General features: G+C 64.5%; 24 protein-coding genes and 2 pseudogenes. 13 read left to right on the top strand and 13 right to left on the bottom strand.

Annotation, left to right across the window (positions count from 1 at the left end; translation table 11 throughout):
- The first annotated feature begins 3 nt into the window (after positions 1-3).
- From trbC to NSE01_RS18980, 8 genes are all read left to right on the top strand, one after another.
- Positions 4-774, top strand: coding sequence for a type-F conjugative transfer system pilin assembly protein TrbC (gene trbC, locus NSE01_RS19020; protein WP_147161211.1), 771 nt, complete (start codon positions 4-6; stop codon positions 772-774).
- A gap of 22 nt (positions 775-796) precedes the next feature.
- Positions 797-2,923 (top strand): conjugal transfer protein TraN, encoded by a 2,127-nt coding sequence (locus NSE01_RS19015; protein ID WP_147161210.1) that lies wholly within the window; start codon positions 797-799, stop codon positions 2,921-2,923.
- 10 nt (positions 2,924-2,933) lie between these two features.
- Positions 2,934-3,323 carry a hypothetical protein gene (locus NSE01_RS19010; RefSeq protein ID WP_147161209.1) on the top strand — a complete coding sequence of 130 codons (390 nt, stop codon included), beginning with the start codon at positions 2,934-2,936 and terminating at the stop codon, positions 3,321-3,323.
- A gap of 2 nt (positions 3,324-3,325) precedes the next feature.
- On the top strand, positions 3,326-4,144 hold the full coding sequence (gene traF, locus NSE01_RS19005; RefSeq protein ID WP_147161208.1) for a conjugal transfer protein TraF: 819 nt from the start codon (positions 3,326-3,328) through the stop codon (positions 4,142-4,144).
- The gene (locus tag NSE01_RS19000) at positions 4,144-5,595 is read left to right on the top strand and encodes a conjugal transfer protein TraH (protein WP_147161207.1); all 1,452 of its coding nucleotides are present in this window, start codon (positions 4,144-4,146) and stop codon (positions 5,593-5,595) included. The genes traF and NSE01_RS19000 overlap by 1 nt, the downstream gene beginning before the upstream one ends.
- A gap of 16 nt (positions 5,596-5,611) precedes the next feature.
- Positions 5,612-8,653 carry a conjugal transfer protein TraG N-terminal domain-containing protein gene (locus NSE01_RS18995; RefSeq protein ID WP_011608034.1) on the top strand — a complete coding sequence of 1,014 codons (3,042 nt, stop codon included), beginning with the start codon at positions 5,612-5,614 and terminating at the stop codon, positions 8,651-8,653.
- Positions 8,654-9,134: 481 nt separating this feature from the next.
- Positions 9,135-9,458, top strand: coding sequence for a type II toxin-antitoxin system PrlF family antitoxin (locus NSE01_RS18985; RefSeq protein WP_147161205.1), 324 nt, complete (start codon positions 9,135-9,137; stop codon positions 9,456-9,458).
- Entirely contained in the window at positions 9,455-9,937 is a 483-nt protein-coding gene (locus tag NSE01_RS18980; protein ID WP_011608037.1) for a type II toxin-antitoxin system YhaV family toxin, read from the top strand. Before NSE01_RS18985 ends, NSE01_RS18980 begins: the two co-directional genes overlap by 4 nt.
- A 10-nt stretch (positions 9,938-9,947) precedes the next feature.
- On the opposite strand, the gene NSE01_RS18975 is transcribed toward NSE01_RS18980, so the two are convergent.
- From NSE01_RS18975 to NSE01_RS18945, 7 genes are all read right to left on the bottom strand, one after another.
- Positions 9,948-10,169 (bottom strand): DUF5818 domain-containing protein, encoded by a 222-nt coding sequence (locus tag NSE01_RS18975; RefSeq protein ID WP_011608038.1) that lies wholly within the window; start codon positions 10,167-10,169, stop codon positions 9,948-9,950.
- A gap of 60 nt (positions 10,170-10,229) precedes the next feature.
- Positions 10,230-11,216 carry a sigma factor-like helix-turn-helix DNA-binding protein gene (locus NSE01_RS18970; RefSeq protein ID WP_011608039.1) on the bottom strand — a complete coding sequence of 329 codons (987 nt, stop codon included), beginning with the start codon at positions 11,214-11,216 and terminating at the stop codon, positions 10,230-10,232.
- A gap of 119 nt (positions 11,217-11,335) precedes the next feature.
- Positions 11,336-11,539: a hypothetical protein gene (locus NSE01_RS18965; protein ID WP_011608040.1), complete on the bottom strand. Its 204-nt coding sequence runs from the start codon at positions 11,537-11,539 to the stop codon at positions 11,336-11,338.
- Positions 11,529-11,777 carry a hypothetical protein gene (locus tag NSE01_RS18960; protein WP_147161204.1) on the bottom strand — a complete coding sequence of 83 codons (249 nt, stop codon included), beginning with the start codon at positions 11,775-11,777 and terminating at the stop codon, positions 11,529-11,531. Before NSE01_RS18960 ends, NSE01_RS18965 begins: the two co-directional genes overlap by 11 nt.
- Positions 11,774-14,818, bottom strand: a complete 3,045-nt coding sequence (gene mobF / locus NSE01_RS18955) for a MobF family relaxase (protein ID WP_147161203.1) — start codon at positions 14,816-14,818, stop codon at positions 11,774-11,776. The genes NSE01_RS18960 and mobF overlap by 4 nt, the downstream gene beginning before the upstream one ends.
- Before the next feature lie 3 nt (positions 14,819-14,821).
- A complete protein-coding gene (locus tag NSE01_RS18950) occupies positions 14,822-17,164 on the bottom strand; it encodes a type IV secretion system DNA-binding domain-containing protein (RefSeq protein WP_011608042.1) in 2,343 nt (780 codons plus the stop codon).
- On the bottom strand, positions 17,151-17,441 hold the full coding sequence (locus NSE01_RS18945) for a hypothetical protein (RefSeq protein ID WP_011608043.1): 291 nt from the start codon (positions 17,439-17,441) through the stop codon (positions 17,151-17,153). The genes NSE01_RS18950 and NSE01_RS18945 overlap by 14 nt, the downstream gene beginning before the upstream one ends.
- A gap of 423 nt (positions 17,442-17,864) precedes the next feature.
- Here NSE01_RS18945 and NSE01_RS18940 point away from each other — a divergent pair, with 423 nt between their 5' ends.
- Complete coding sequence (locus NSE01_RS18940) at positions 17,865-18,143, top strand: hypothetical protein (RefSeq protein WP_011608044.1); 279 nt, start codon at positions 17,865-17,867, stop codon at positions 18,141-18,143.
- Positions 18,144-18,305: 162 nt separating this feature from the next.
- Here the strand turns inward: NSE01_RS18940 and NSE01_RS18935 are convergent, their stop codons facing one another.
- Positions 18,306-18,617 (bottom strand): hypothetical protein, encoded by a 312-nt coding sequence (locus NSE01_RS18935; protein WP_011608045.1) that lies wholly within the window; start codon positions 18,615-18,617, stop codon positions 18,306-18,308.
- Positions 18,618-19,085: 468 nt separating this feature from the next.
- On the bottom strand, positions 19,086-20,141 hold the full coding sequence (locus NSE01_RS18925; protein ID WP_011608047.1) for a DUF2493 domain-containing protein: 1,056 nt from the start codon (positions 20,139-20,141) through the stop codon (positions 19,086-19,088).
- Positions 20,142-20,604: 463 nt separating this feature from the next.
- On the opposite strand from NSE01_RS18925, the gene NSE01_RS18920 reads away from it, so the two are divergent.
- The 4 genes and pseudogenes from NSE01_RS18920 to NSE01_RS21820 all read left to right on the top strand — a co-directional run.
- Complete coding sequence (locus tag NSE01_RS18920; protein ID WP_147161200.1) at positions 20,605-20,841, top strand: hypothetical protein; 237 nt, start codon at positions 20,605-20,607, stop codon at positions 20,839-20,841.
- A 40-nt stretch (positions 20,842-20,881) separates the two neighbouring features.
- Complete coding sequence (locus NSE01_RS18915; protein ID WP_147161199.1) at positions 20,882-21,490, top strand: DUF6088 family protein; 609 nt, start codon at positions 20,882-20,884, stop codon at positions 21,488-21,490.
- Positions 21,483-22,253 (top strand): annotated as a pseudogene (locus tag NSE01_RS18910) (nucleotidyl transferase AbiEii/AbiGii toxin family protein); the annotation flags it as partial. The gene NSE01_RS18915 and the pseudogene NSE01_RS18910, both read left to right, overlap by 8 nt.
- A gap of 28 nt (positions 22,254-22,281) precedes the next feature.
- A pseudogene (locus NSE01_RS21820) lies at positions 22,282-22,464 on the top strand (hypothetical protein); the annotation flags it as partial.
- A 55-nt stretch (positions 22,465-22,519) separates the two neighbouring features.
- Here the strand turns inward: NSE01_RS21820 and NSE01_RS18900 are convergent.
- The 4 genes from NSE01_RS18900 to NSE01_RS18885 form a co-directional block, all read right to left on the bottom strand.
- Positions 22,520-23,098: a nucleotidyl transferase AbiEii/AbiGii toxin family protein gene (locus tag NSE01_RS18900; protein WP_503826176.1), complete on the bottom strand. Its 579-nt coding sequence runs from the start codon at positions 23,096-23,098 to the stop codon at positions 22,520-22,522.
- Positions 23,099-23,238: 140 nt separating this feature from the next.
- Positions 23,239-23,463 carry a nucleotidyl transferase AbiEii/AbiGii toxin family protein gene (locus NSE01_RS21920; protein ID WP_147161196.1) on the bottom strand — a complete coding sequence of 75 codons (225 nt, stop codon included), beginning with the start codon at positions 23,461-23,463 and terminating at the stop codon, positions 23,239-23,241.
- Positions 23,441-24,031 carry a hypothetical protein gene (locus NSE01_RS18890; RefSeq protein ID WP_011608055.1) on the bottom strand — a complete coding sequence of 197 codons (591 nt, stop codon included), beginning with the start codon at positions 24,029-24,031 and terminating at the stop codon, positions 23,441-23,443. The genes NSE01_RS21920 and NSE01_RS18890 overlap by 23 nt, the downstream gene beginning before the upstream one ends.
- Positions 24,032-24,363: 332 nt before the next feature.
- Entirely contained in the window at positions 24,364-24,879 is a 516-nt protein-coding gene (locus tag NSE01_RS18885; RefSeq protein WP_011608056.1) for a Ros/MucR family transcriptional regulator, read from the bottom strand.
- Positions 24,880-24,915 lie beyond the last annotated feature (36 nt).

Genomic DNA, 24,915 nt, shown 5'->3' with positions numbered 1-24,915 from the left:
GTAATGCGCCTGCATCTCACTCGCACCCGGGCGACTGCTGCCGCTGGCCTTGTAGCACTGGCGGCTGTCTCGGCAGCGCTCGCCCAGAGTGCCGCGCAGTCGGTCGAGGACCTCGATCTGGCCGCGATCAAGGCGCGGGGGAGCGAGCAGGTGAGGGAAGCGCAGGCCTTGGTCGACGCCGTGGCCCATCGCGGCGAGGCACACCAGGCCGAGGCAGAAGACCTGCGCGATGCCGGGCTCGCGGCGGCGGCCTCGCTCGATCCCGCGAGCCTGCCGCAGGGACCGAAAGGCCCGGTCGACTTCGACGAGATCCTCGCTGGCGCGGCCGCCAACAGTCAGGCGCCGATGGGCGAGGGGCCACTGTTCACGGTGTTCGCCAGCCTGTCGATGCCGCAGGCTTCGCTCTCCCGCCTGATCCGCGACACCACCCAGGCCGGGGGCGTCGTCGTCTTCCGCGGCTTCCCGCAAAACAGCACAAAGGCCTTTGCCGAAGGCCTCAAACGCGTCGTCACCGACGAGCGTCAGGAAGCCCATATCGCGATTGACCCGCGGCTGTTTCGCGCCTTTGCCGTTACCGCCGCGCCAACCTTCGTGGTGACGGGACGCGCCTATGAGCTCTGCGACGGGTTCGATTGCACCAGCATGGTTCCCGACCACGACCGCATGACCGGCAATGTCACGGTCGAATATGCGCTCGAGCGCTTTGCGACAAGCCGGGGACCCGGTGCCGGCGTCGCCCGGGTGGCGCTCGCCGAGCTGCGCAAGGGCAACTGACATGGCGGGAGCGGGACCACGGATGGCGAAGGGCAGGGCGGGCCAGTTCGCGCGCCTTGCTCTCCCCTGCCTGCTTCTCGTGCTCGCTGCCCTCCCGGCCCAGGCGCAGGTCTATATCCCGCCGCCCGATGATCTGGTCGAAGAGCTGCCGGTCCTGCCGCCCGACGTCGATCCCGTCCTGCCAGCACCCGCACCCCCGCCACCTTCCGCGCCAAACACCATGAGCGCGGAGGAAGCCAAGGCCGAGGCGAGGAGCACCGGCGCCGCGCTGCGGGGCGCTTACCAGGGGCTTACCCAGGAGGCAGGTGCCGCAGGCCAGGTCCCGGGCTACCAGGAAAGCTATCCGGGCCAGACCCAGTATTACACAAACCCGGAAGCGCTGCAGACCGACGGCGCGGTGGCGGGCTGGAACAGCGAGGCCTACCGCACCGCCAATTCGACAACGCGGCCGACGGTCAACGTGACGCGCAGCGACCTTGCCCGCGCGACCGCGATCGAAGCCGATCCCGATGCCTATCTGGAAGGCATGAGCGCCGATGGTTCGACCGGCGACTGCGTGCCGCTCCCGCCCGGCTCGGGCACAGCCAACACCGCAGAATGGACCTGCCATGTCGGATCGCAGGTTGTCGAGCAGCCGCGGACCTGCACCAACAGCCTCACGGTCGCGGAGTGGAATGACATGCTCTACCAATATGCCTGCGTGATCGCGCCAAGGTTCGACGGCTGCACCGCGCTTGCCGGAAATGGCCAGTGCCGCAGGACCGCGACCTATCCGGTGCCGGACTACAACCTTACCATCGACTATTACGACTGCGATACCGCCGTCAGCGATCCCAACGCCTATTTGATCGCCGCGCTGCCCAAGCCGCCGCCCGCCGACGCCTTCGCGGTCGTGAGCAACGCCTATCGCTGTAATGCTGAAGGGATCACCGATGCCCTGACTTTCGATCCCGTCACCGGCATGCCGCTGCAATATGTGACCGGCCTGCAGCAATGCGGAACGATTGCCTCGGACACGACATGTACCCGGACAAGCCCGGCGGCGGCCGGGCTTGCGGAGCGCGTCCTGTGCAAGACCTGGGATTTCATCGGCGATCCCTTCGGCGGCGGCGGATACCTGACCTGCATCGAGCCCGCCGCGCCCGAGGAGGTCTATCTCTGCTCGTCGAATGTCGCCGGAATGACGGCGGAGAGCGCGGTTTCGAAATGGTTCACGCAAGCGTGGACCGACAGCGCCTGCAGCATCGATCCGGCCAGTTGCACGCTGTCCACGGAAACCTGCACCGCGCCGGGCGAAGCCAGGATCATCGGCGGCGTGGCGGTCACCCGCCCGTGCTGGGAACGCACGCGGACGTACCTGTGCCAAAGCGTGGTCGGCGGCGGCAACGACTGCGGCGCGCTCGAGACCCAGGCGGGCTGTTCGCTGGCGCGCGAGGTCTGCCTCGACGATCCGCCCTCGGCCGATGGCTCCTGCGCGGTCAGCGAGCGGGTCTATTCCTGTCCGATCCCGGGCACCAGTGAGGAGCCCGCGCAGTACATCTGCGGCGGCGACGTCTACTGCGTGAACGGCGACTGCGAGGCGGTGGAACGTGAAGCCTCCGACGAGTTTAAGGACTCGGTTGTAGCCCTCAACGCACTCGGCCAGGCCAATGCCGAGTTCGACGAGGCCGCGCTCACGCTGTTCAGGGGGACGCGCGAAAGCTGCTCGCACAAGGTCTTCGGTCTTTCGAACTGCTGCTCGGGCAAGGGCGTGCCGCTCCTCACCCCCTGGCTTTGCTCCTCGGCCGAGAAGCTCCTCGACGAGAAGGACGATGCGGGCCTCTGCCACAAGGTCGGGACCTACTGCTCGTCGAGCTTCCTTGGCATTTGCGTCACCAAGAAGGATGTCTACTGCTGCTTCCAGTCCAAGATCAGCCGCATCCTCCAGGAGCAGGGCCGCCCGCAGATCGGCAAGCCCTGGGGCAAGCCCAAGACCGAAACCTGCGAGGGATTCTCGATCTTCGAGTTCCAGCAGCTCGACCTGTCGGTGATGGATTTTTCCGAGGTCTACGCCGACTTCATGGAAGCCGCGAAGCTGCCCGACGAGGCCGCCGCTCTCGTCCAGATCCAGCAGAAGATCGCCGACTATTATGCGGCGCACAAGCCATGAGGAGCTCGTCATGACCAGAAAATTCCGGAAACGGCCGCGCGGCGAGGTGCTGCAGTTTGAGGTCGGCTGCCACCGGCTCTGGACCCACATGAGCCTGTCCGAGTTCTTTGCCGTCATGGCTCTTTGCCGCCGCGGCCCTTCGACCTCTTCCGAGGTCGCGAGCGAGGCATCGACCTGGCTCGACACGCCGCTGCCGCCCGATGGCCTCGACCGCGCGCTGCACGCGGTGGCCGGACTGGGCTGGGCCCGCCTGGATGGGGGAATTTACACGATCAGCAGCGATGGGACCCGGATCATACGCAGCTGCCACATTGCCTACACGCGCATGTTGGGAAGCGGCGTCATTCACCCCGATGTCGCTGCTGCCCGAAGCTGCGCCGCAGAGTTTGAAAGGTCCTGATCATGATCCTGCGTCCCCGAACCTCTCTCACGGTGCTGGCCGCACTTCTGGCAGCACCCACCACTTTGGCGCTTGCGGCAGACCCGCACGGCGATGGCGTTGAAGTCGAGCAGCAGGAAGACGCGCTCTACTGCAAGGAGCGCAGGCTCGGGACCTGGTTCTACTGCGAGCGGCCCAAAGAAGCGCCGCGCGCGGCGGCAGGCCCCGCAGTCTCTGCGCGCAGCCAGCTTGCGGCGATCTCCGCCAATCTCGAGGAGCTGAAGGCGCGCGCCATCCTCGATCCGAGCGCCGAGAACGTCACCGCCTATGTCCGCTTCCAGCGCGAGCAGCTCGACCGCTCCTCGCTGTTCGCCGATGTCTGGCAGCGCGCTCTGTGGCAGGATCCGGGGCTCGACTACACGCTGCAGCGCCCGGTCTCGACGCTCGGCAAGCGCGCCTGGATCGACCAGCGCAAGACCGACCGCGACCTTGCCATGGCGAAGCTTTCCGGGCGCTACGGGGTGTTCTACTTCTACGCCTCGAGCTGCGGCGCCTGCGATATCTTCGCCCCGATCCTCAAAGCCGTGAGCGACAGGTACGGGCTTGCCGTCCTCGCGGTGTCAATGGACGGCGGCCCGACCGCGACCTTCCCGAACTATGTCGTCGATGCCGGGCAATACGAACGGCTCGGGCTCGGCACCGATCGCCAAGTGCCCGCGCTGGTCCTGTTCGACTCCGTGACGAAGCAACCGATGCCGATCGGTTACGGGATCCTCAGCCAGGACGAGATTATGGACCGGGTGTTCCAGCTGACCCAGGTCCAGCCCGGGAGCGACTTCTGATGCGCGGCGCGCTCACCCATCGCCTCGCCGGCGCCTCGCGCAAGGCTCTGACCGCCGTGCTCGCAGCCTCGGTCGTGCTCGCTGCCCCCACGCCTGCGCTCGCGGGCGTCGAAGGCGAGATGCAGAACTTCATGTCCGACATGGGCGCGCAGGCCAATGTCACCGGCCCTTCGGCCTATCAGGGCCAGTCGGCGGGCTATTATTCGGGCGGCGCCATGTGGTCGCGCTTTCCGCAGAAGAACATCCAGCCCTTCAACATCCAGCTGCCGCACGCACGCGCCGGCTGCGGCGGCATCGACCTGTTTGCCGGCTCGTTCTCGTTCATCAACACCGCCGAGTTGGTCGCGATGCTCAAAGCCACGGCCAACAATGCGCTCGGCTTCGCCTTCAAGCTCGCGATCGACACGATCTCGCCCGAGATCGGCAAGGTCATGGATGAGCTTGCCCAGAAGGTGCAGCAGATGAACCAGATGAACATTTCGAGCTGCGAGACCGCGCAGGCGCTGGTCGGCGGGCTCTGGCCGACCTCGGACACCGCCTCGTCGGTCATCTGCGAGGCAATCGCCAACAGCCAGGGTGCGGTCGCCGACTGGGCGCGGGCGCGCCAGCAGTGCAACAATGGCGGGCAGCGCGAGGCCCTGAAGAGCGCGAATTCCGATCCCGACATGAAGGAACAGGCCGGGATGCCCAACAATTACACCTGGGAAGCGCTCGGCAAGAAGTACGGCGGTTTCGACACCCAGTTCCGCGAGTTCCTGATGACGCTGGTCGGGACCGTGATCTACGATCCCAACGGCAGTGGCGGCAAACCGCGGGTCCAGTTCATCGGCCCGGCGGACTCCGCGCTGATCAGCGCCATGCTCGACGGCACTTCGGCCGCGCCGCACAAGGTCTGGTCCTGCGGATCGGACACGGCCAAGTGCATGGCTCCCACCGAGACCTCGCTGGTGATCGGACCCAATGTGGCTTTGAAGGCCAAGGTCCGCGCGCTGATCGAAAGCATGGCCCTCAAGGTCCGCGATCCCGGCGCTTCACTCACCCCGGCCGAAGTCCAGCTGCTCGGCATGGCAAGCGTTCCCGTCTACAAAATCATCACCGTGAGCGCGGCGGCCGAGTTCGGCATCTCCGTCCAGGAGATCAACGACCTTTCCGAAATCGTCGCAGTCGACCTCGTCACCACCATGACCATGCGCTTCATCGACATGGCGGTGAACGCGCGCTCGGACTTCAACGGGGCGGACGCCGATAGTTTGCGCGAATGGCGCGAGGGACTTTACGAGACCCGGCGCAACTTCCTCGGCCTCGCGGCGCGCACCTCGGCACGCTTCGACCAGACCTTCGCGCTGATCCAGCGCACGCAGATGCTCGAAAAGACGCTGCGCAGCCAGCTTTCCCCGCAGATGTCGGCGGCGCTGCGCTTCTCGCGCACTCTGAGCAGCCAAGTCCAGTAGGGGCGGTAACCGCACGATGCTCGAGGTCTTCACAGTCGGCGGCGGCGAGTACCTCGTCAATACCTTCAACGCCATCGCTGCCTGGACCGGTTCGGGCGGGTTCAAGTCGGTGATCCGCGTCGTGATGGTGATGGGGTTGATCTACGCGCTCCTCGTCACCGCCATGGACCTCGACTGGCGCGCCTGGTTTCGCTGGTTCATTCAGTCTACGCTGATCTACCTCGTGCTCATGGTGCCGACGGTCACCGTCAAGGTCACCGACCGCGTCAATCCGGGGCTTGCCCCCGCCACGGTGGCCAATGTGCCGATCGGGCTCGGCGTCATGGCCTCATTCACCAGCCAGGTGAGCGACTATTTTACCCGCACGGCCGAGACGGTCTTCGTCATGCCCGCCGCTCTCAATTACTCGAATGGCGGCTTCGTCTACGGCGCGCGGATGTGGGACAAGGTGCGCGGCTTCGAGATCCGCAATCCCGTCTTCAAGGCGAACCTCGACGGTTACCTCAAGCAATGCGCCTATTACGACATCCTCTTGGGCACAAAGAGTCTGAAGCTGCTCAGCGAATCTACCGATCTCTGGGCCGACCTTGGGGCCAATGCCGCGACCAACCGCGGCATGAAGTACCTGACCGATACCGGCGCCGGCTCGGTAGACATCGAGGGCAAGACCTGTGCCGAGGCCTGGACGCTGATCGACGGGCAGTGGGAAGCCGAGATCAATGCCTATGCGCTGCCCTTTGCCCACACCATGTACCCCAAGCTCAGCCAGGCCGCCGCCGGGGCCAAGCTTGCCACCGACGTGCCGGTGATTTCGCAGCTGCTCACCGGCGCCGCCATGCCGCGCAACCAGTTCCTCAAGCAGAAGAGCGTGGTCGATGCCTTCGAGGCCGCCCAGCTCGACTTCGGCAATGCCGACAGCGATTCCTTTGCCCTCCAGCGCGCCGATGCCCAGACCCGCAACGCCATGACCACCACGGCCGAGCAGGGGTTGATCTGGATTCCAGTGCTGAACGTCGTGCTGACGGTCGTGTTCTACGCGCTCTTCCCGATCGTCTTTCCGCTGCTGCTGTTCCCCAAAAGCGGCATCGCGACGCTCAAGGGATACTTCGCCGGGTTCTTCTACCTCGCCGCCTGGGGACCGATCTACGTCCTCATCCACATGTTCATCATGGACCGGCTGACCGCTCAGACCAATGCGGCGGCGCCGGGCGGGATTGCGCTTGCCAACTGGGCGGGGATCGACGCGGTCAACCAGGACATCGCGACGATGGCCGGGTTCCTGATGATGTCGGTGCCGGTACTTGCGCTGATGGTCATGCGCGGCACCATGTCGGTCGCCTCGAACATGGGCTCGATGCTCAGCGCGCCGCAAGGGGCGGCCGATGCTGCCGCGCTCGAGCGGACCACCGGCAACTACACATTCGGCGATGTCAGCCATGGAAACTTCAACGCCAACAACCGCCAGATGGCGCAGTGGAACCAGGCCCCCAATCTGGCTGTGGGCGCAAGCCACATGGGCCTCAGAAGCGACGATGGCGCGATGACCCATGCCTATGGCAGCGGCGCGCGGGTGATCGACACCAGCGGGGCGATCTCGCAGTTGCCGTTCAAGGCCTCGATGACGCGCGGCTATGCCAGCGATTTGCGAAATCAGGGCCAGTGGTACCTCAATGAGGCCGACCGGATCGAGAACGGCACCTCGGCGAGTTGGAGCAGCACACGCGGAACCTTTGGAAGCGCGGTCAGCGCCAGCAGCCAGGTGACCGGAAGCCGCAGTGAACGCGGATCGCGCGCGTCCGACACCCACAATGTCGGCGGCAATGTCGTGGTCGAAGGCTCGGCCGGCAAGTCGACGCGGGAGGTAACCAACGACGATCTGATCCTGCGGCAGGGCAATAGCCGTTCGAGCGGGAATTTCTCGACAAGGACCTTTGGTACGAGCGCCTCTCTGACGGGCACCGGGACAATCGGGACCCCGCTCGAGGGCGCCATCGGAAGCGGCGTCTCCGCTTCCGCCTCCGCGGCCATATCCGGTCGCAAGGAGACCGGCGACAGCGCGAGCGTAAACACCGAGCGGTCAGCAACGAACCAAGTCACCCGCGGCACCGACAAGTCCGAGGATGTCAGCAGCCGCGTCGTCGTCAGCGGCAACAGCGGCGACGTCCAGTCTTCAGGCACGTTCAGCCAAAGCTCCGACTACACCGATGCCAGCCAGAGCCGGACCAGCAGCGAGGGCTCCGACTGGCGGGTCTCCGAAGCCGAGGAGCGCCGCGCCGCAGCCGCGCGCTACCGCGAGATCGGCAGCCGGATGATGAACGAAGCAAGCTATGCGGAAAGCCACGGGTTTCAGGTCTCGAGCGACATGTCGAACCTGATCCAGGATCGATACGAGGCACTGCAGCGCGAGCATCCCGAGTGGCACCTGCCAGACATTGCCAACCCGCGGCTCGATTACCGCGACATGGCACGGCGCGATCAGGCGATCAGCTACATCATGGACGACCTGATGAGCGACCTCAGGAACCGCCGGATTGACGAACTGGGCGACGTCGCGGCGATCGCCGGGCAGGGCAAGCTCGGCAGCCATGCCGATCTCGGCATGCCGCAAGCCGCATCGCTTTCGCCTGCCGATCGCACGCCGCCCCTCGTGGCCTCTTCCCTCGAGGGAGGACCACTGCTTGCCGCTCCCGAAGGCCCGGTCGATGGTGCCAGGCTGGCCAGGGAACTCGGCATGGGCGTCAAGGCCGGCGCGCGGCTCGGCCGAATGGACGGCGACCTCGTCCCTGCGATGGGCGTGGTGGCGGACGAGGCAAGGGCGCTCGGGTTGCCGCGCCCGGTGGTAACTTCGGGGAATGACAGCAACCAGCATGCCTCCGGCTCGGCGCACTACGACAATCGCGCGCTCGACTTCCGCGGCAACAACATCTCGGACCAACAGGGAGAACAGTGGGCGGAGCGCGTACGCGAGCGCCTGGGCCCGAATTATGCCGTCGACTTCGAAAGGTTTCCAGATAACCCTGCTCGCGATCACCTGCACGTTGCCAGGCGGCGTGGATAGCTTCAGCCGAACAAATTCGACATATAAGCGAGGAAAGCTCCCAGCGCGGCCATGATCACCGCCAAGGGAAGAGCCAATGGGTAGTTCCCCGAACGACCCCCTCCCCGAAAAGTCGGGAGCGGTTGGCCGGTTACGTGATCGAAGTGACCTGGGCGGGGAAACACGGGTTGGCCATCGAGTCCGTAACGATTGTGGTCCATGGCGGGGCTCCTTGCGCTGGCAGGATCATATCCGGTTCTCGCCCGATTTTCAATGATCTGCCAGGAAAAGGGAATGCCCCCCGCACCCATGCCGAACCTCCACACTCCCCAGCGCGAAGCGCCGATCACCTCGGCCCCCATCGGCGGAAATGCGGAGAATAGAGCGGCTATTCTCCGCAACATGTGCGGTGAACATATCCAGAGAGTCCGGTCGATGCCAAGTAGGAACCTTGACAAGGTAAGAATTATTCCTTACCTCAATCCCCGACATGGAGAGCATCATGGCGATCTCACTCGAAGAAATCAGCACCATCACCGCCAAGGGGCAAACGACGATCCCCAAAGCTGTGCGCCAGGCGCTTGGCGTCGACTACGGCGGCCGCATTGCCTTTCGCGTGAGCGATGGGGGGGTTACCGTCTGCCGTGCCGACGACGACGAAGATCCGGCAATCGACAGCTTCCTGAGTTTCCTGGCAGCCGATCTGAAGCGTCATCCCGAGGCCGTGAAGGCGCTTGGCCCGGAATTGGCAGCGCGCATCACGGCGCTCACGGCCGATGTTCCGGTCGATCTCGATGACGCGATCGATGGCGACGTCGCCCTTTGAAGAGGAAGCCCGTTCCTGAAGGGCTGACGGTCAACGGATGGACGCTTTACGCTCATCCGCTTTTTCTCGAACAGCTTGAGAAGTTGACGCTCGCGGTTGAACGCGCCCGCGAGAAGGATCCGGGTGGATACGCGTCGACTGCCAACGCCAAACTTCTGGCAGCGCTCCGCAAACTGATGTTCGAGGTGATCCCCGTCGATCCCGCTCGCCCCGAATTCCGCCAGGGCGGGACGCTGGGTCCGGCGCGCAAGCACTGGTTTCGGGCAAAGTTCGGCAATGGCCGCTTCCGCCTGTTCTTCCGCTATTCGACCGCAGCGAAGATCATCATCCTGGCCTGGGTCAACGACAGCGACACGCTTCGCACCTATGGCGCGAAGACCGATGCCTATGCCGTGTTCAAGACCATGCTCGACAAGGGCAACCCGCCCGAGGATTGGAATGCCCTGCTGAAGGCGAGCCAGTCGCTTGCGGAGAAATGATCAGGACGGCTCAGGCGCTATCCCTGACGTCAACGTACTCGGCCTCGATCCGGTCGACCTCGACGATACGGCCGCGCACACGAACGCGCCCGCTCAAGCCGACCGCGACGGCTTCATCGACAAAGCCGAGCCGCCAGCACATCCCGTCATCGTCGCGCAGGATCAGCCCGCGCGCACCAGGTTCGATGGTGCCGACGAATGTGCTTGCAGAGAGGCGGGCGGGCTGGATCATGGAATCACCTTGGCATCCTGATAGCGGGCAGGGGCGTTTGTGGCGAGATCAGGATGCAAGTCATGCCGGCAATGGCTGTCTTTTCCGCCATGACAGCAGCCGGTTCGGCAAGTGCAAGGCGCCGATAATGATGAACAGCCCCATGAATACCGATATCTTCAGGGGCATCTCCCCACGAAATCGGGGCGGTGTCGTCGCAGACATATCGAGCAGAAACTGGTAAAGCTCGGGCGAGCGAAAACCATAGACGGCAAGGCCCAGGCAAGCGCCAAGCATTAAGGTGCGCACTGCCGCCGCGCGGCCGCCAACGATGGCGTCACCCTCCCGAATTGCAGTCCACCCCTGACAAAAAACCGCCGCGCCGCAGATAAAGTTCAGGCCGCAGACCAACAGGGCAGGACCTGGGCCGAGATGGCGTCCCAGATGGAAGCCAACCGTCTGGTCAAAGGTCACCGCGAGCAGGAACATGCCGATCAGCAATGTCAGGATCCCCCCCGATATGCCATTTTCGCGGCCAGGGTCAGCGCCATGCCGGACTGGTACTGGTCTTGCCACGGTGGCAGTGGGCACAGTCTTGGCGCGCCGCACCACTGGACCTGGTCCTGGAGCCCTTGCAGGCGAAGCCTTGACGCTCTGGGCCCCGGTTGCCTGGGCGGCCGCCGGCAGCGATGTGGGCTTGGGATCCATTGGCAACGGTCCATAACGCTTGCGGAACTGATGACGCAGTCGGCGCAATGCCTTCATCTCAATCTGGCGGATGCGCTGGGGATTTACTCCAAACTCGTCGCCAATTTGCTGCAAGGTCCATTCACCGTGACCTCCAAGTCCGAAGCGCAACCGGATGACACGCTCCTCGCGCGCAGAGAGGCAGGACAAGGCCGCGGTCAGGACACCGATATCGCCGATCAGGTCGATTGATCGCGGCTCGCTGGTTGCCTGCATGGCTTCGGCCATGTCCACCCGCTCTGGCGCATCAAGCATGTCGCGCGGCGCTGCTCCGCTGCGAAGGCACAGCAGGTCATCGTCCTCCACCGCGTTTGCCAGCAATGTCCGGCTGCAAGACTGGCGCGGCCCGGTGGGAGGCGTCCCGGACCGCGCCTTCCGTCCGGATGTGCGCTGCGCACCCGGTGGAAGCGATTGGGTTCTGGCCGGTTTCGCTGTCGGTATCAGAAAAAGCCGGTCCGGCGGCCGTAGGAGAGGTCGCTGGTTGCAGAATCCCCGAGCGCCGACCGGCGCACGCTCAGGGTCACGCCGCGCTCGCGCACCGCGCGCAGATGCAGGTCGCGAACATCGATGCCATTGCGCTCGGCCCAGTCCTGAGCGTCGCGTTCATTGGCAAAGTCGCCGATTTCCTGATGGTCATAGGACATGGCTCTCGTCCTCCCTGGTTGTGGGTGATGCATCTCGCAGGCTTGGGGCTGGGGTCGCAGGGCAAAGCGCAACGAAGGCCGCGGCGAGCGCCACGGCTGCCATGGCAGCAAGCGCCAGTGTCTCGACTTGCTCGTCGGCGACAACACTGGCGAGCACCGCCAGCCAGACCAGCGCCGCCTGGCAGCCGTCGAACAGGCGTGTGCGCCGCTCGCGCGAAAGCAAGGGCAGGGGCCTCACAGGTCGAGCCCCAGCGATTTTTCCGGGACGGGGAGCTGGCGCACCGCCGGGGCTGCGACCGGGCCAAGGGCAGCATCGAGCTTCGCCTTCAGTTCCGGGCTCATCCTGAGTTCGGGGAGCTGGCGAGGCTCGATCGGGTTCGCGGGCCGCGCGTCAACCTCGAGCCTGCCGACCGTCTCGAGCGCCGAGGTCTTGTTGCCCGGCGTCCGGTCGAGCTGGAACTTGAGCGCCTCGAGGTCGTTGGTCACGACCCGCATGTCGTCGGTCGCGCGGGTATTGAGAACGTTCTGGGTGCGCTGGGTGGCGAGGTTGCGCTGCCGTGAAGAGATCACCTCGATCGCCTGGGCCTGGGTCATGCCCTGCGCCATGTGCGCATTGAGCGCATAGCCCAGGTCAAGCCGCCGCAGCATGGGATCGCTGGAGGGCAGGGTGATCTGCCGCTTGTCGGCAAGCTCAAGCGTCACGGCTTGCCCAGTTGCCGAGACGACCTTCGCATAGGTCGACTTCGCGATATCGCGGGGCCCATCCTTTTCGCGCCAGAACACCGTCTCGCCGCCATGGAGGGTAATGTCCTTGCGGTCGTAGAGCCCGATTCGGTCGAAACGGTGCTGCGGGTCGATCCGGTCCGGATCGATGACCTTGCGCTTGCCATCGCGCTCCAGCGTCACTTTGCCGTCGCGGCCGATCGCCACCACGTCGTATTCGCCGCGCCTCAGCCCCAGTTCGCGCACGTCCATCCGCGCCTCGAGCACCTGGCCGGGCCGGTAGGTCGAGGCAAAGCGCATCTCCTCGCGGGTGGCATTGGCGCTCTGCAGGGTCGAGAAGGGGACGCCGGGGCCGGCAAGACTGCCCTCCTTGAGCAGGCCCTGCTGGACGAGGCCGTTGATCCGGGTGCGGTCGTCGCGGCCGGCCGTGAATATCGCCGTGCGCGCGCGCTCCTCCGGGGCAAGCGACAACCAGAGGTCGGCAGCGGCGGCAATATGATCGGCCTTGTCCTCGATCACCCGGCCGTGGGCCGCCAGGAGATCGAGCGCCAGGCCGGCATGGCCTTCGTTCGACAGACCGGCCACCGCGAGCAGCAGCGGCGAGCCCTTCTGGCGGATGTTCTCGTCCATCCTGACTGTCGCCTGCCCCGCGGCCTGCGACACCGCGAACATCTTGCCCTGCTCGATCGCCGAGAGCTGCTGGCGGTCGCCGATGAACGGTGCCTTGGCGAGGTCGAGACGCTCGGCGATCATGGTCAGGCTCGCCATGTCGCGCGAGGAGACCATCGAACTTTCGTCGGTGATGATGACCGTGTTCTGGAGCGCGGTGCGCGCGGTCTCGAACCGTTCGCCCTGGCCTTGCGCGGCGGGCCCGGCATAGCGGTTGACGAAGCTGGCAATGGTCCAGGCTTCGATCCCGGCCTCGCGCATCTGCTCGGCAGTCATCATGCCTGAGCCTCCGCCGCGCAGGTCGGCAACCATCTTGTTCTGGAAGGCGAGGCCAACGAGCTTGACCCCTTCGGCGGACAGCACCTTGTCAAGCGCGCCCAGCAGCGTCGACTTGCCCGCGCCCGCCACGCCCTGGATGTTGAGGAAGCGGTCCTTGCCCGACAGCACGGCCACGCCCGCGGCGAGCTGCCCGGCATTGAGCTGCCAGCCATCGCTGCCGGCGCGCTCGATCCCGAGTTCGCGTGCCGCCGCCTGGAGCCGTACCATGGCGACCTCTGGCGCCATGAACACCCGGCCCTTGCCGGCTCCGGCATCGATCCGGTCCAGTATCTGCTGCTCTCGCCCGAGCGCCGCGGGCGTGGTCACGAGATCGTAGTGGCCATCGAGCCGGTCGGACTTGCCCGGGATCAGATGCCCCTCACGGACCAGTTCGCCGATCCGCAGGGCGACAGCGCCCCCTTCGAGACCCTTGATCTGGAAGCCGAGCGCGGCGCTCAGGATCGCCTGCGGGCTGAATGCGGCCTCGCGCTCCGAAAGGTGCCGGATGGCCGAGGCAGTGGCATGCTGGGCCTTGATCGTCTCGGCGGAAAGGAAGAGTGCGGCGGGGCCGCTGACCGCGAGCGCACTGGGCGGCCGCATGGCAGCGCTGATCCGTTCGGCGACTTCAGCAAAGGCCTGGCTCGCCGTTTCGCGCAAGGTCGGGCGGACCTGATGGGCGGCCCGCGCCATGGCCTCGGCGATGAGGGGTTTGCCGTCAAATCCCAGTTCGGCAGCGCGGGTCTTCCAGCCTTCGGCCAGCGCGGCCCGATCCTCGACGGCGAGCTTGGGGTCACGGGTGTAGAGGGTGATCTGCTTCTTGGTGGCGAGGCGGGTCGCGCCGGTCTCGGCGATCTTCGCCTCGATCTCGTTAGCCCGGGTCGAAAACGCCTTGATCACAGCCGTGGGCACGCCCTTGATCTCGAATGCGCCATGCTTGCCGGATGCCTCGGTCTCATAGCCGAGCTTCTGGAGCTGGGCGCGGAAAGCGGCGTGGTAGAACTGGCCGATCGTCGTGTTGTTCTTCCAGATCTCGCCGTTCCACAGCGCCTTCCAGTTGCCCTTGAGGTCGCGGGTCAGATTGGCGACGACGGCGTGAATATGCCCCTGGGGATCGAGCGCGCGGCTCGTGTCGTGGGCAAACAGGGCATAGACGAGGTTGCCGGTCTTCTCAGGCTCGCCGCTGCGACTGCGCTCGTAATTGCGGCCTTCGGCATACTGCTTCTCGACGAGCTGCGACATGGTCGAGCGCACGGCCGCCATGTGGGCATCCAGGATCCGCCGGTCGCCTGAGACCAGAGCCAGGATCGAGGCGGACTTGGGCATGGAAAAGGTGAGATCGAGACCCAGCCTGCGCCCCTCGACCTGCCCCACCTTGTCCCCGTCGGGCAGATGGCCGTTGAGAATGGCTTCAAACGCATCGCGCCCGACCGTTCCCTCGAGCCCGAGTGCGCGCGCACCCTCGCCAGCCCAGACCCCCGCTTGCGCGCTCTCTTGTGCCGTGTAGTAGTTGTCGTTCGCGAAATAGTCGGCAGCACCACCGGACGAACGAACCGCTGCGATGGAATGCATGGCCTAGATCTCCATGCCCTCGTCAGGCGCGATCTCGGGCTCATCAGTGCCTTTAGGCCCGCCCGCGGATCGCTCGATCCGGGTTTCCGGTTCAAGGGCTTCACCCAGCTCGCGCGCGTTCTGGTTCGCGCGCTGTCCGGCCGCTTTGGCAGCTGACTGTGTGATTGCTTTCGCCTCGCTGGGCGCGTGGCGGGAATGGGTATCGGCGACAGGCGAGGCGCCGCCCGCTCGAAACGACATTGTCGCTGCGATACGGACCGCGGGCGCGCCGCTCTCGGCGCCGACCTGCGGCGGTAGAGGCTCTGCCTCATCTTGCCCCGGCACCGCCGCGGCAGGCTTTGCCTGTTTCTCATCGGGCTCGATCAGATTTGCAGGTTGGAGCTCATCCCTGGTCTCCCGGCCACCCTTGTCTTCCGCATCGTCAGCCTCGCCGCCAGCGGCATTCGAGAACTCGATCGGCTCGACATTCTCGCGCAGGACATAGCCATCGGCGACCTTGGGATAGTCCTTCCAGGCGAGCTTGATCCGAGCGGCGTCGAAGCCTTCAGGGAACACCACGAAGCCGCGCAGCGAGGGCAGCTTCATGATGTCGTCGGGGAGCACCAGAGGCTGGACTTCGGAGCGCGGAGTGATCGTCGCGGCGTCGCGGATGTTGGAATAGCCGTAGCTGTAGGCTTCATCCATCATTCGCACTTCGCGGTGGCCAATGTAGTCCGAGCAATGCTCGGCGGTGTCACGGTCGGCCGCGGCCAGAATGAGCTTGGTGCGCGCCAGCGCAGCAAGGTTCTGCGCGCCTTCCTTGCCGTAAGTCTCCGAGAGCTTGGCGAACGAATGGATGCCGAGCACGAAGGCGCCGCCGAAACCTCGTGCGGTCTGCAATCCGTCCTCGATTGCCGGCAGGCGGTGGAGCGCATGCACCTCGTCGAAGAAGAACCAGGTGCGCAGATCCCGCGTGCGCGGCAGGCGCATCAGGGTATGAACAGCAAGGTTCATCCACAGCGACAGCAGCGCCCGGTTGAGCACCAGCTCGTTGTGCGAGGAGGTGATGAACAGGATCGAACCCGGCTTGTCCTCGACGCGGACCCAGTCGCAGATCGAAAACGGCGCTTTGCCTTCAGGGAGAAAGCGAAGGGCCTGCGCGTTGGTGTTGAACACGGCCCGGATCGATTCCGCCATCTTGGCCGCCTCGGGCGCGGTCAGCGGGTCGGCGACGGTATTCTCGAGCATTTTGTGGACCGCCTTGAGGTCGGCCATCATCAGGCGGCTTGCGAGCGCCTGGTTGGTCGCCTGACCTTCCTTGATGAGCTTGATGCAGGACTCGACGAACAGCGTGCGCGCAGCGAGCATCCAGAAGGGTTCCGCGCCTCCGCCATCCGCGGGCAGCAGCGCGGCGGCGATGCCGGTAAAATCGGCGTGGTTCTTCGCCTCTGCGAACACCGACCACGACGGACAGCGCTCGTCCATCGGGTTGAGGATGATGTCGGTTTCCGGGTTGTAGAAGGCCTCGACGTAGGCGCCAGTGAGGTCGAAAACGACAGCCCGGTCGCGTCGCACCCGCATCTGCGCGATAAGTGCGCGCATCTGGGTTGTCTTGCCGGTACCGGTCGAGCCGATCATCATCGTGTGCGACTGTTCGGTGCGCCAAGGGAAGGGGATACCGGCCATCGAATAGACATGATGGATACCCGCCGCCTTGCGGTCTTCGAAGCTCATTGCCATTATCTGATCGAAGCTCTTGCCGGGCAGTTTTTCGGCGATTTCCTGGTCCAGCTGCGCGCGATTGTGGGCATTGATGACACTGGCGAGCTCTGCCCCATCGACCAGCATCGCGCCGCGTTGGTGTCGCTCCTCGAGGATCGACTTTCCGCGCCGCTTCGAGAAGTCAACGAACCAGACCGCGAGCGGGACGGCGACGAACAACGAGATGAACAGCGAACCCCAAATGGCGCGCATGAGCTTGTTCCAGGCGATCACCACATCGGGGTGCGAGGCCACCATCGAAATCGGCGCCGGGATCGCTTCGCCCGATGGCACGGTGAGGTTGATCACCTTGCTCGGCGAGAACTCCATGAAGGCCCAGCCTGCGGCATAGATCCGCATCAGGATCATCTCGATTTCGTGTTCGTGAAGCCGCAGTGCGAGGACCACCGAGAGCACGAACAGGAACGTGAAGAACCAGACCAGGAAGGGGAGCCGGGCAGAGGCAAACCACATCAGGAATTCATGAGTGATGAGCTGCGAGCCGCGGGTGAAATCACCGGCATTGCGCGGCATGGTTCCGCGCGCCGAATGGTGCTGCAACTTGCCCGGCCGAGCGCGGTCCGACCAGGTGTCAGGCCCCGCCATGGAAGACCTCCATGCGCCGCTCGGCTTCGGTCAGGAGTTCATCGTGCACCTCGGGATATTCGCGCTGGACCATGAGGTCGAGCGCGAGGAAGGTATACTCGGCCGAGAATTGCCGCCGACGGTCCTGTTCGGACGAACCGGAAAGGTCATCGAGGAAACGCTCGATGGCGATTCGCAGGAGCTTCGAGCGGGAGATGTTGCGCGAGGTCGCAGCGGCATTGGCCGCCTCGGCAACCGATCCGGGAAGCCGGACCGAAATCAGGACTGTTTCTGTCATCACCAAACCCTTCGAAAAGGGCCCGGTGGGGATTGCGCCAGAAGGTTTTAGGCCATCGTCGATGGCTTGGCAAGGGAAGGGAAGGCCGGCACCTACCGTATTCTAATGTATTACGCCCTAAATGGCGCATTTGCGTTGTCTGCATTTGTGTTCAGCAATTTGCACACTTTGTGATACACAGAGACGATTGCTGTATACGCGCACGATTCCGCCAAATCGCCTGACGGCCATGCCGTGTACGGTCTGCATTTCTTCCCCTCAATCCGATGCCTTGTGTCTGGTGGGTGGTTGCTGGTCTTTGATGCGCATAGAGTCGAGCCTTGACCGCTTGTCCGGGAGCCAATGAACGTCGCTGATTACAGGACGAGCAACACGATTTATTTGCAGGGCCGATGGCAAAGGGCTTGCCACTGACGGCGCAGCTTGGAATCCTCGCGCACGGGAGGTTTCAGCGCCAACCCACGAGGTATCATCATGGCCAGGAAAGGAAGTCTTGAAGCGGAACGACAGGCGATCGCAAAGGAGCGCAGTGCGCTGGAAGCGCGCGAAGCGAAGCTGCGGGAAAGCGAGCAGGTTGCCATGGCCGAACTGCTGAGGAAGTCAGCACTCGGCAAGGCACCTTTCGAGCGGGTCGAAGCCTTCTTCGCCGCGCTCGGAAAGCTCGGCCTCGACGAAGCAGAAAAGCGCCTGCGGGCAAGCTGAAACCGGCCTCGAGAGAGGCCAGCGCAGCCGGGGTTCCCAAAGTTGCTGCCTGCCTTGCGCAGGCAGGCGAGGGGGCCTCGGCTGCGCTTTATCTGGACACGCAAAAAAGGGGGCCGGAGAGCCCCTTGTCGGTGCCCTCCGGCGCTGCGGTCGATGATCATTTCAGAATGGGCAATCCGCGTCCCATTCGGGATCCATCACCACGCTCATGAAGCTTGCGGCGCGGGCGATGTTCGCTTCGTCGAAGTCGTCGGCCATCACGCCCGGGACGGAATGGACGATCCGGTCGATCAGGTCCTGGGGCAGGGCGTTGTAGTCGCCTTCGTCGATGGCGAGAAAGCAGCCGAACTCGTCCTCAATGACGTGCTGGTCGAAGAAGCTGTGCTGGGCCCGGATAGTCGCGGCGCGCACTGCTGCGTCATAGCTGATGGGGTCGAAAGCCGGGATGTCGAGGGACTTGGTAAGAGCGTTCATGGGAGCCTCCTGTCAAAGGAATTGAAGAGGCACCTCAAGGGATGGCCGAGCTTGGACCGGGTCAGGAACGGGCCGCCCGCGGCCCGCCGCGCGAGCGGGGGTGGGGGAGCCGATTTTTTCGCCTTCTTCAGGCGTAAAAATTGGGGGAACCGCCCTTCTTGACGCGGGCCAATGGCGGCCATCATGCTTGGAATTCTGCGAGAGTGTTTAACCCTGTTGGGCAGCCCCCCGGTGGTCCCAGGCACAAGCCTTGCCGCCCGGCCGATGCGAGGCCCTCGGAGCGTTCCTAGTCGCCACATCGCCAGTAGCGATGCTTAGGCGCCAGCAGGCCGTCAGGCGATTACTGGCGAGGGCAAGAAGCAAGCGAGCCGGACCATGGCAGTGTGCGTCCCGATCGACAAAAAGGAAGGGCATCCGGCGGTGAGGCCGGACACCCTTCATGCTTGATGCAATCGGAGCAGGCCCTGCTCAGAACGGCGGGAGTTCATCGCTATTGACGGTGCCACATGCCGTGCGCTTCATCGCAGGCCGCTCGGCTTGCGCTGCGGCTTTGGTCCGCGCCGCCGGAGCCTCGTTCTGAACCGAAGCGTCGCGCACGATGTGGAGCGGCACGCGGGCTTCACGCAGCCGGTCGGCCAGGTTCGCCTGGATGCCGCCGCCGCTGCACACCACCGCCTCGACAGGCTTGAACGCGAGCATGCGCGCATTGCGCTGATAGGGGGCGGATGCTCCCCGAGAAGCGTCGGGCTTGCACAGGATCACCGGCACATTGTGGCGCGACGCCCAGGCCGCCGCGATCACGTCCGCACCCTTGTTCTGGGCGGTCGTTGCCAGCGCCATTGACGGGACCCGGGCATGGATCGCATCGAGGTAATCCTCAACCAGCGCAATGTCAGTGAACTGCTGTCCACCCGAGAACACCACGACCGGACCCGATGGGGCATATTGTTCGCGCCGCTGCGCCTTCTGTGCCGCGAGATAGTCGCGTGCTTCGATCATCGAGGCATTGGTCTTGGACGACACCCGCGAGCCCCGGACCGGCGAGAATGGACGGCCGGTTTCCACGAGGTAGATCTTTGCTGCGTGGTCGCGCATGCATTCCATCGCATCGCGGCATTCGGCAAGGCTGCGGGCCTGCATGGTGAGGTCCTCAAGATCGGTCGCATAGACCTCGCTCGGATCGTACTCGCGCAGCTTCTCCTGAAGCCGGTTCGCCATCGCGTCCTCGCGGTCATCGAGGCGTTTGGCGACGACATGGAAGCTGTTGGCCACGCCCCAGGCAACTTCGCTAGCGAAGTCCTCCATTCGGGTGTCGCGGAACAGGTCGAAGACCGTTGCCAGCATCATCTCGATCGCCGCCTGGGCCACCTCGGGGTCGGGCATTTCCGCAGCGCTCGGCTCATGCTCGATCGAGAGCTTGGCCAGTTCGGTCTGCTCCATGAACGCCCGGGCGTAGTCGGGCGTGGCGATTTCGCGCGCATAGTGTTCGGCAAGGTCGGCGAAGTTCGAGAAACGGTCCGTCATGATAACCTCCAAGAGGAATTTTCTCTCATCACGCTGATGAAAGATGCCCATCGGAAGGACGCCGGAGTCAGGCAGTCAGGGACGGCGGCGCGCACGCGCTGCCGCCGCCAATAGCGGGCGTGGGGGGAGCCGATTTTTGCTCGCAAGGCGATAGCCGCAGCAGGCCAAAATCGGGGGGCACCCGCGATCCTTGACGGCCGCCAATCTCCCAGGCGTCATGCTATGGCGATGCTGATTTCGCTCAGCCACCGAGATGAGAGAGAGATTACGGTTTTGCCCCCGAACCCCATCGGGGCGTTCGGGGTTAACCGCAAAACTCAGCCCTTGCCTAGCCGCAGCCTCGGTTGCGGCCCACTTGCAAATGACGGACCCCTTGCCGGAGCAAGTCAGTCGCACCGTGGCCCGGTGCATCGCACGGGCGCGGGACGGCGACGGAGGCGAAGGCAAGAGTGCCGGCGGCCCAATGCAGGAAATCCCGCACCCGCAGGAGCGCGCCAGCAAGGCGCGCGGGACCGAGTGCGGCAATCTTGACGGGGCCGCTCCTTATTTTCGGACCTGCGATGTCTGGCACCCTGCTGATTGTCGTCATCACCGAACGCCGTCGCCGGTGATGGTGATGGTGGTGATGACCAACAGGCATGCGCTGACCATGATCATGATGGCCATCGAAGGGCCTCTCGCGGTGGTATGGTTTGTTTGAAATATGTGTGCTAGTTTCTAACGAAAGGAGCATACGAATCATGTCCGCCATGGCCGACAAGATCATGAAGCGCGTTCGCGCGAAGGGGCGGGGGTGGGTATTCACCCCCAAGCATTTCATCGACTTCGGCACACGCGGCTCGGTCGACATGGCACTGTCGCGCCTGGCGCAGAATGGAGAGATACGCCGGATCGGGCGCGGCCTCTACGACTATCCGCAGTTGCACGACAAGCTGGGCGCGCTGACACCAGATGCCGAGATGATCGCGCAGGCCGTATCGGCGCAAAGCGGCGACCGGCTCGCGCCCTCGGCAGCAGCAGCGGCCAACAAGCTTGGCCTGTCGACACAAGTCCCTGCCAGGGCGAGCTATGCGACGACAGGACGAACCCGCGTGCGCCAGGCCGCTGGCCGAAGCGTCACGCTCAAGCACAGCCGCGCACCAGTGCTGGGCAATGCCTCTGAGGCTGCCAACGGCGTGGTCCAGTTCCTGGCCGGGCTCGGGCGAGACAAGGTCGATGCCGATGCGATTTCGCAGCTCGCCGCGCGGCTCGACGACAAGGACGTGCAGGCGCTGATCAAGGGCCGCGCGCAGATGCCGGGTTGGATGGGCGATGTCGTGCTGAAGATCGGGGCGGCGCACCATGGATGAATTTGCAAGGCGGCCTGCCGAAGATCGGCGGGCGTTCTTTGCCGAAGCAGCCGCACGCCGCGATCTCACGCCGCTCATCGTCGAGAAGGACTTCTGGGTGTGCTGGACCCTGCGCCGACTGATGGGCGTGCCCGAGTTGGCCAAGGTCCTGACCTTCAAGGGCGGGACCTCGCTCTCGAAGGCATTCGGGATCATCAAGCGATTTTCAGAGGACATCGATCTCACCATCAATCGCGCAGCGCCGTTGCTCGGCGAAGTCGCTTCGCCGACGGCGAGCGACATCAGCGGCAAGGAACGCGAACGGCGCGCCACGGCGCTCGGAGCTGCCGCGCAAGAATGCGTTGGGACGATCCTCCTGCCGGCACTCGCGCAAGCGATCGCGGAAGCCCTGGACACGCGTGATGGTTGGAGCATCGAGGCGGATCCCGAAGACAAGGATCGGCAGACCGTCCTGTTCAACTACCCGGCATCCTCGGGCTACGGCCTCGACTATGGCAACGCTTATGGCGGGCGTACCGGCTACGTGCAGCCGCGGATCAAGCTCGAATTTGGGGCAAGGGGCGATCCCGAGCCATTCGAGCTACGGGACATCCTGCCCTATGTCGCTGAGGACTTTCCGGCCGAAGTGCCCGATGCGGTGACCGCCGTGCCAACGCTTGCACTCGAAAGGACCTACTGGGAAAAGGCGACGATCCTGCATGCGCTGCACCACAGCGGCAAATTGCGGCCAGGTCTGTCGCGGCACTTCTATGATGTGTTCATGCTCGATGCTGCCGGCATTACGGAACGGGCGCATGCGGGTCGAGTTCGGGCTCGAGACCGACAAGGGACGCAGGTTCGCCATGTGGTCGCTGCTCTACATGCTGGGTTCCGCGCCGGACCTTGACGTTGCGTTCAAGGACCCTGGCGACCGCGAAGCGGCGCGGACCTTCATGGACCTGCTCGATAAGGCAAATGCCGGCGAGGACAGCTGATTGCAGCTTGTTCAGGCGAAGTGCCGCTCGCCAGCATGCTACTCAGGGGAATGTGCTAGGCCGTCTCGGGCGCAAGCATGGCGCAGAGCCTTTCGAGCGCCGCGAATGCCTTCTCGAAATCGGGGATGTCGCCGGCCCCAGCGAAAGCCATGCTTTCGACAAATTGCCGGTACTCGGCCGCATATTCTGGATCGCGCTTCACGCGATCGATCATTGTCTTGAGCCGTTCTTGGGGCGGCAGGTCTTGCACCGCGCCCTGGCCGCGCATCGTGTCTGCGCGCAGGGCTTCTAGCAGCAGCGCCGGAAATTCGGCGCTGGCGGTGGCGGCAGCCTCAAGCGCTGAAAGATCGTGGAGATGGCGCACGATAGTCGGATCGTCGTCGGGGTGGCTGCGATCACGCGCGATCGAGCGCCAGGCAAAGGCGCTCAGCTTGTCCGCGGCGGTCTCGACCGGATCAACACAGAGGATGGCAGGCACCTCGGGTTCCGCGGCACGGAACTGCGCGACGAACGAGGCAATCGATCGAGAGACCGGCTGCAAGGCGGGTGGCTTGGCAGACAGTTCGGCAAGGATGTGCGGGCGCAGCGCCGCATGTCCGCCGAGCTTGGTCGGGTAGCTCATTTCGAACTGCAGGAAGGAATTGCCGCTGCGGGCCTGGACTTCCAGATCCGTGAAGCCCAGCTCGGACCACAGCGCCGTCAGCCGGTCGCGATAGTCGCCAAGGCGCCGGCGCTGCTGATGGTGCGACAGGGCGAGGAATTCTGCCGACAGGCTCAGCTGAAGTCGATGTCTTCGGAAAAGCGCTTGATCAGGCCGTGGCCTTTGAGCAGCGAAGTTCCTCCGGAAAACACAGGCGTGAAGTCGGCGTCGTCGAGCGTCAGCAGCGCCCGAATCGCCTGCACAACATACCAGTCCTTTTCGACGAAGGCTTCGTCGACGGCGAGGGTGCCCGCAACCCGGCCCAGCGTCCTGCTGTCAGGCGGGTTGGAGAACGACATAATTGCCATTGTAGCCGATGCGGCGGCGAATCCGGGCATTGACCATCAAGGTGCGGCCAGTCGGAACCTGGGTCGAGCGGCCGCTGTTATAGGCCTTATCAAAGCGCGTGGGCTCGACCGACTTCCCGAGCCGCTTGACCGCTTCGCTCGCCAACGCGCGAATGCCGACAACGGGCGCGGGCTTGCCGGTCAGCGGCGATGGCTCGGCCTTGGCATAGAGGCCATAACCGATCTGGACCAGGCGGCCGGCCTGGACCTGCTGGCGCAGCGCGCGTCCGACACCGTCGTAGCTGCCGAATTCGTCGAAATCGGCACGCAAGAACACGTTGCGCCGGGACCGCCGGACCCGCTGGGCAATGAGGTCTGCAATCGACGAAGCTGAACAGGTCGCCGGACCACCAGATTTGCGGTAACGGCCGCGACCGACGCGCACCAGCTTGCCGGTCTGGACGAGCTGTTTCAGCGCGCGTCCGACCGAATCGTAGTCAGCCGCCAGCACGAGCGCGCCGCGATCGACGGTCGCATTCTCCGGGATGGAGTCCAGAATCTGGTTCGCAAGGCTCGACATCGTTCAACCAACATACGACGTTTACGGCACCCAGATAGGCCCAAGTGGTAAAGATTTCAAGCAATCCGTAGAGGTCGCTTTCGCGGGCTCGTGCCAAATGCGCGCGGGACCAGGAACGTTACCCTGCAAAAAGGCCAAACTGCCAAAATGCAGGGTAAAATCTTGTCGCCCGGCGAGGCAGCGCGCATGGTTGGGTTTATCCCACAACCCGGCAAGAGGCGAAAATGTGGGATAAACCGGTGGGGCCCGCTCGGTCGTTGTTCCCTACTTGTTCCAGATTGATAAGATTAATTATGTTAAATGAAATCAAGTACTTGGCGGAAATTAGCGGTTCAGCTGGCGTCTGCCGAGCCGAAGGCAACGCCGAGCTTCTTGCGTTTTGCCGGGGTCGCAGCGGCCTTGGGCTGCGCCTTGGGTGCAGCTTCGGGCGCTGCGTTGGTCTCAGACTTCGGGCTCTGGCCAGGCTTGCGGCCGAGGCCGATCCTGACAGCAAGATCCTTGCGCTTGGCGGCATAGTCGGGCGCGACCATTGGATAGTCGGCGGGCAAGCTCCAGCGCGTGCGGTACTCGGCCGGGGTCATGCCGTGCTCGGTGCCGAGGTGGCGCTTGAGCATCTTCATCTTCTCGCCGCATTCGAGACAGGTGACGGCGTCGGGCTTGACCGACGAACGCACCGAGACGGCAGGCTTCAGCTCTTCCACAGCCGGTTCCGGCGCCCGTCCAAGCGCGGCAAGCGAAGCGTAGACCGCCTGGATCAGGCCCGGCAGGTCCGCGGCTGCCACCGCATTGTTGCTGACATGGGCAGAAACGATATCGGCGGCATGATCCAGCAGTGCTTCGTTTTCCATGCGGGCGAGACCCTTTTCAATCCTCGGTCGGGGGTG

Source organism: Novosphingobium sediminis, from assembly GCF_007991615.1.
GTDB lineage: Bacteria > Pseudomonadota > Alphaproteobacteria > Sphingomonadales > Sphingomonadaceae > Novosphingobium > Novosphingobium sediminis.
This window is presented reverse-complemented; position numbering and strand designations above follow the sequence as displayed.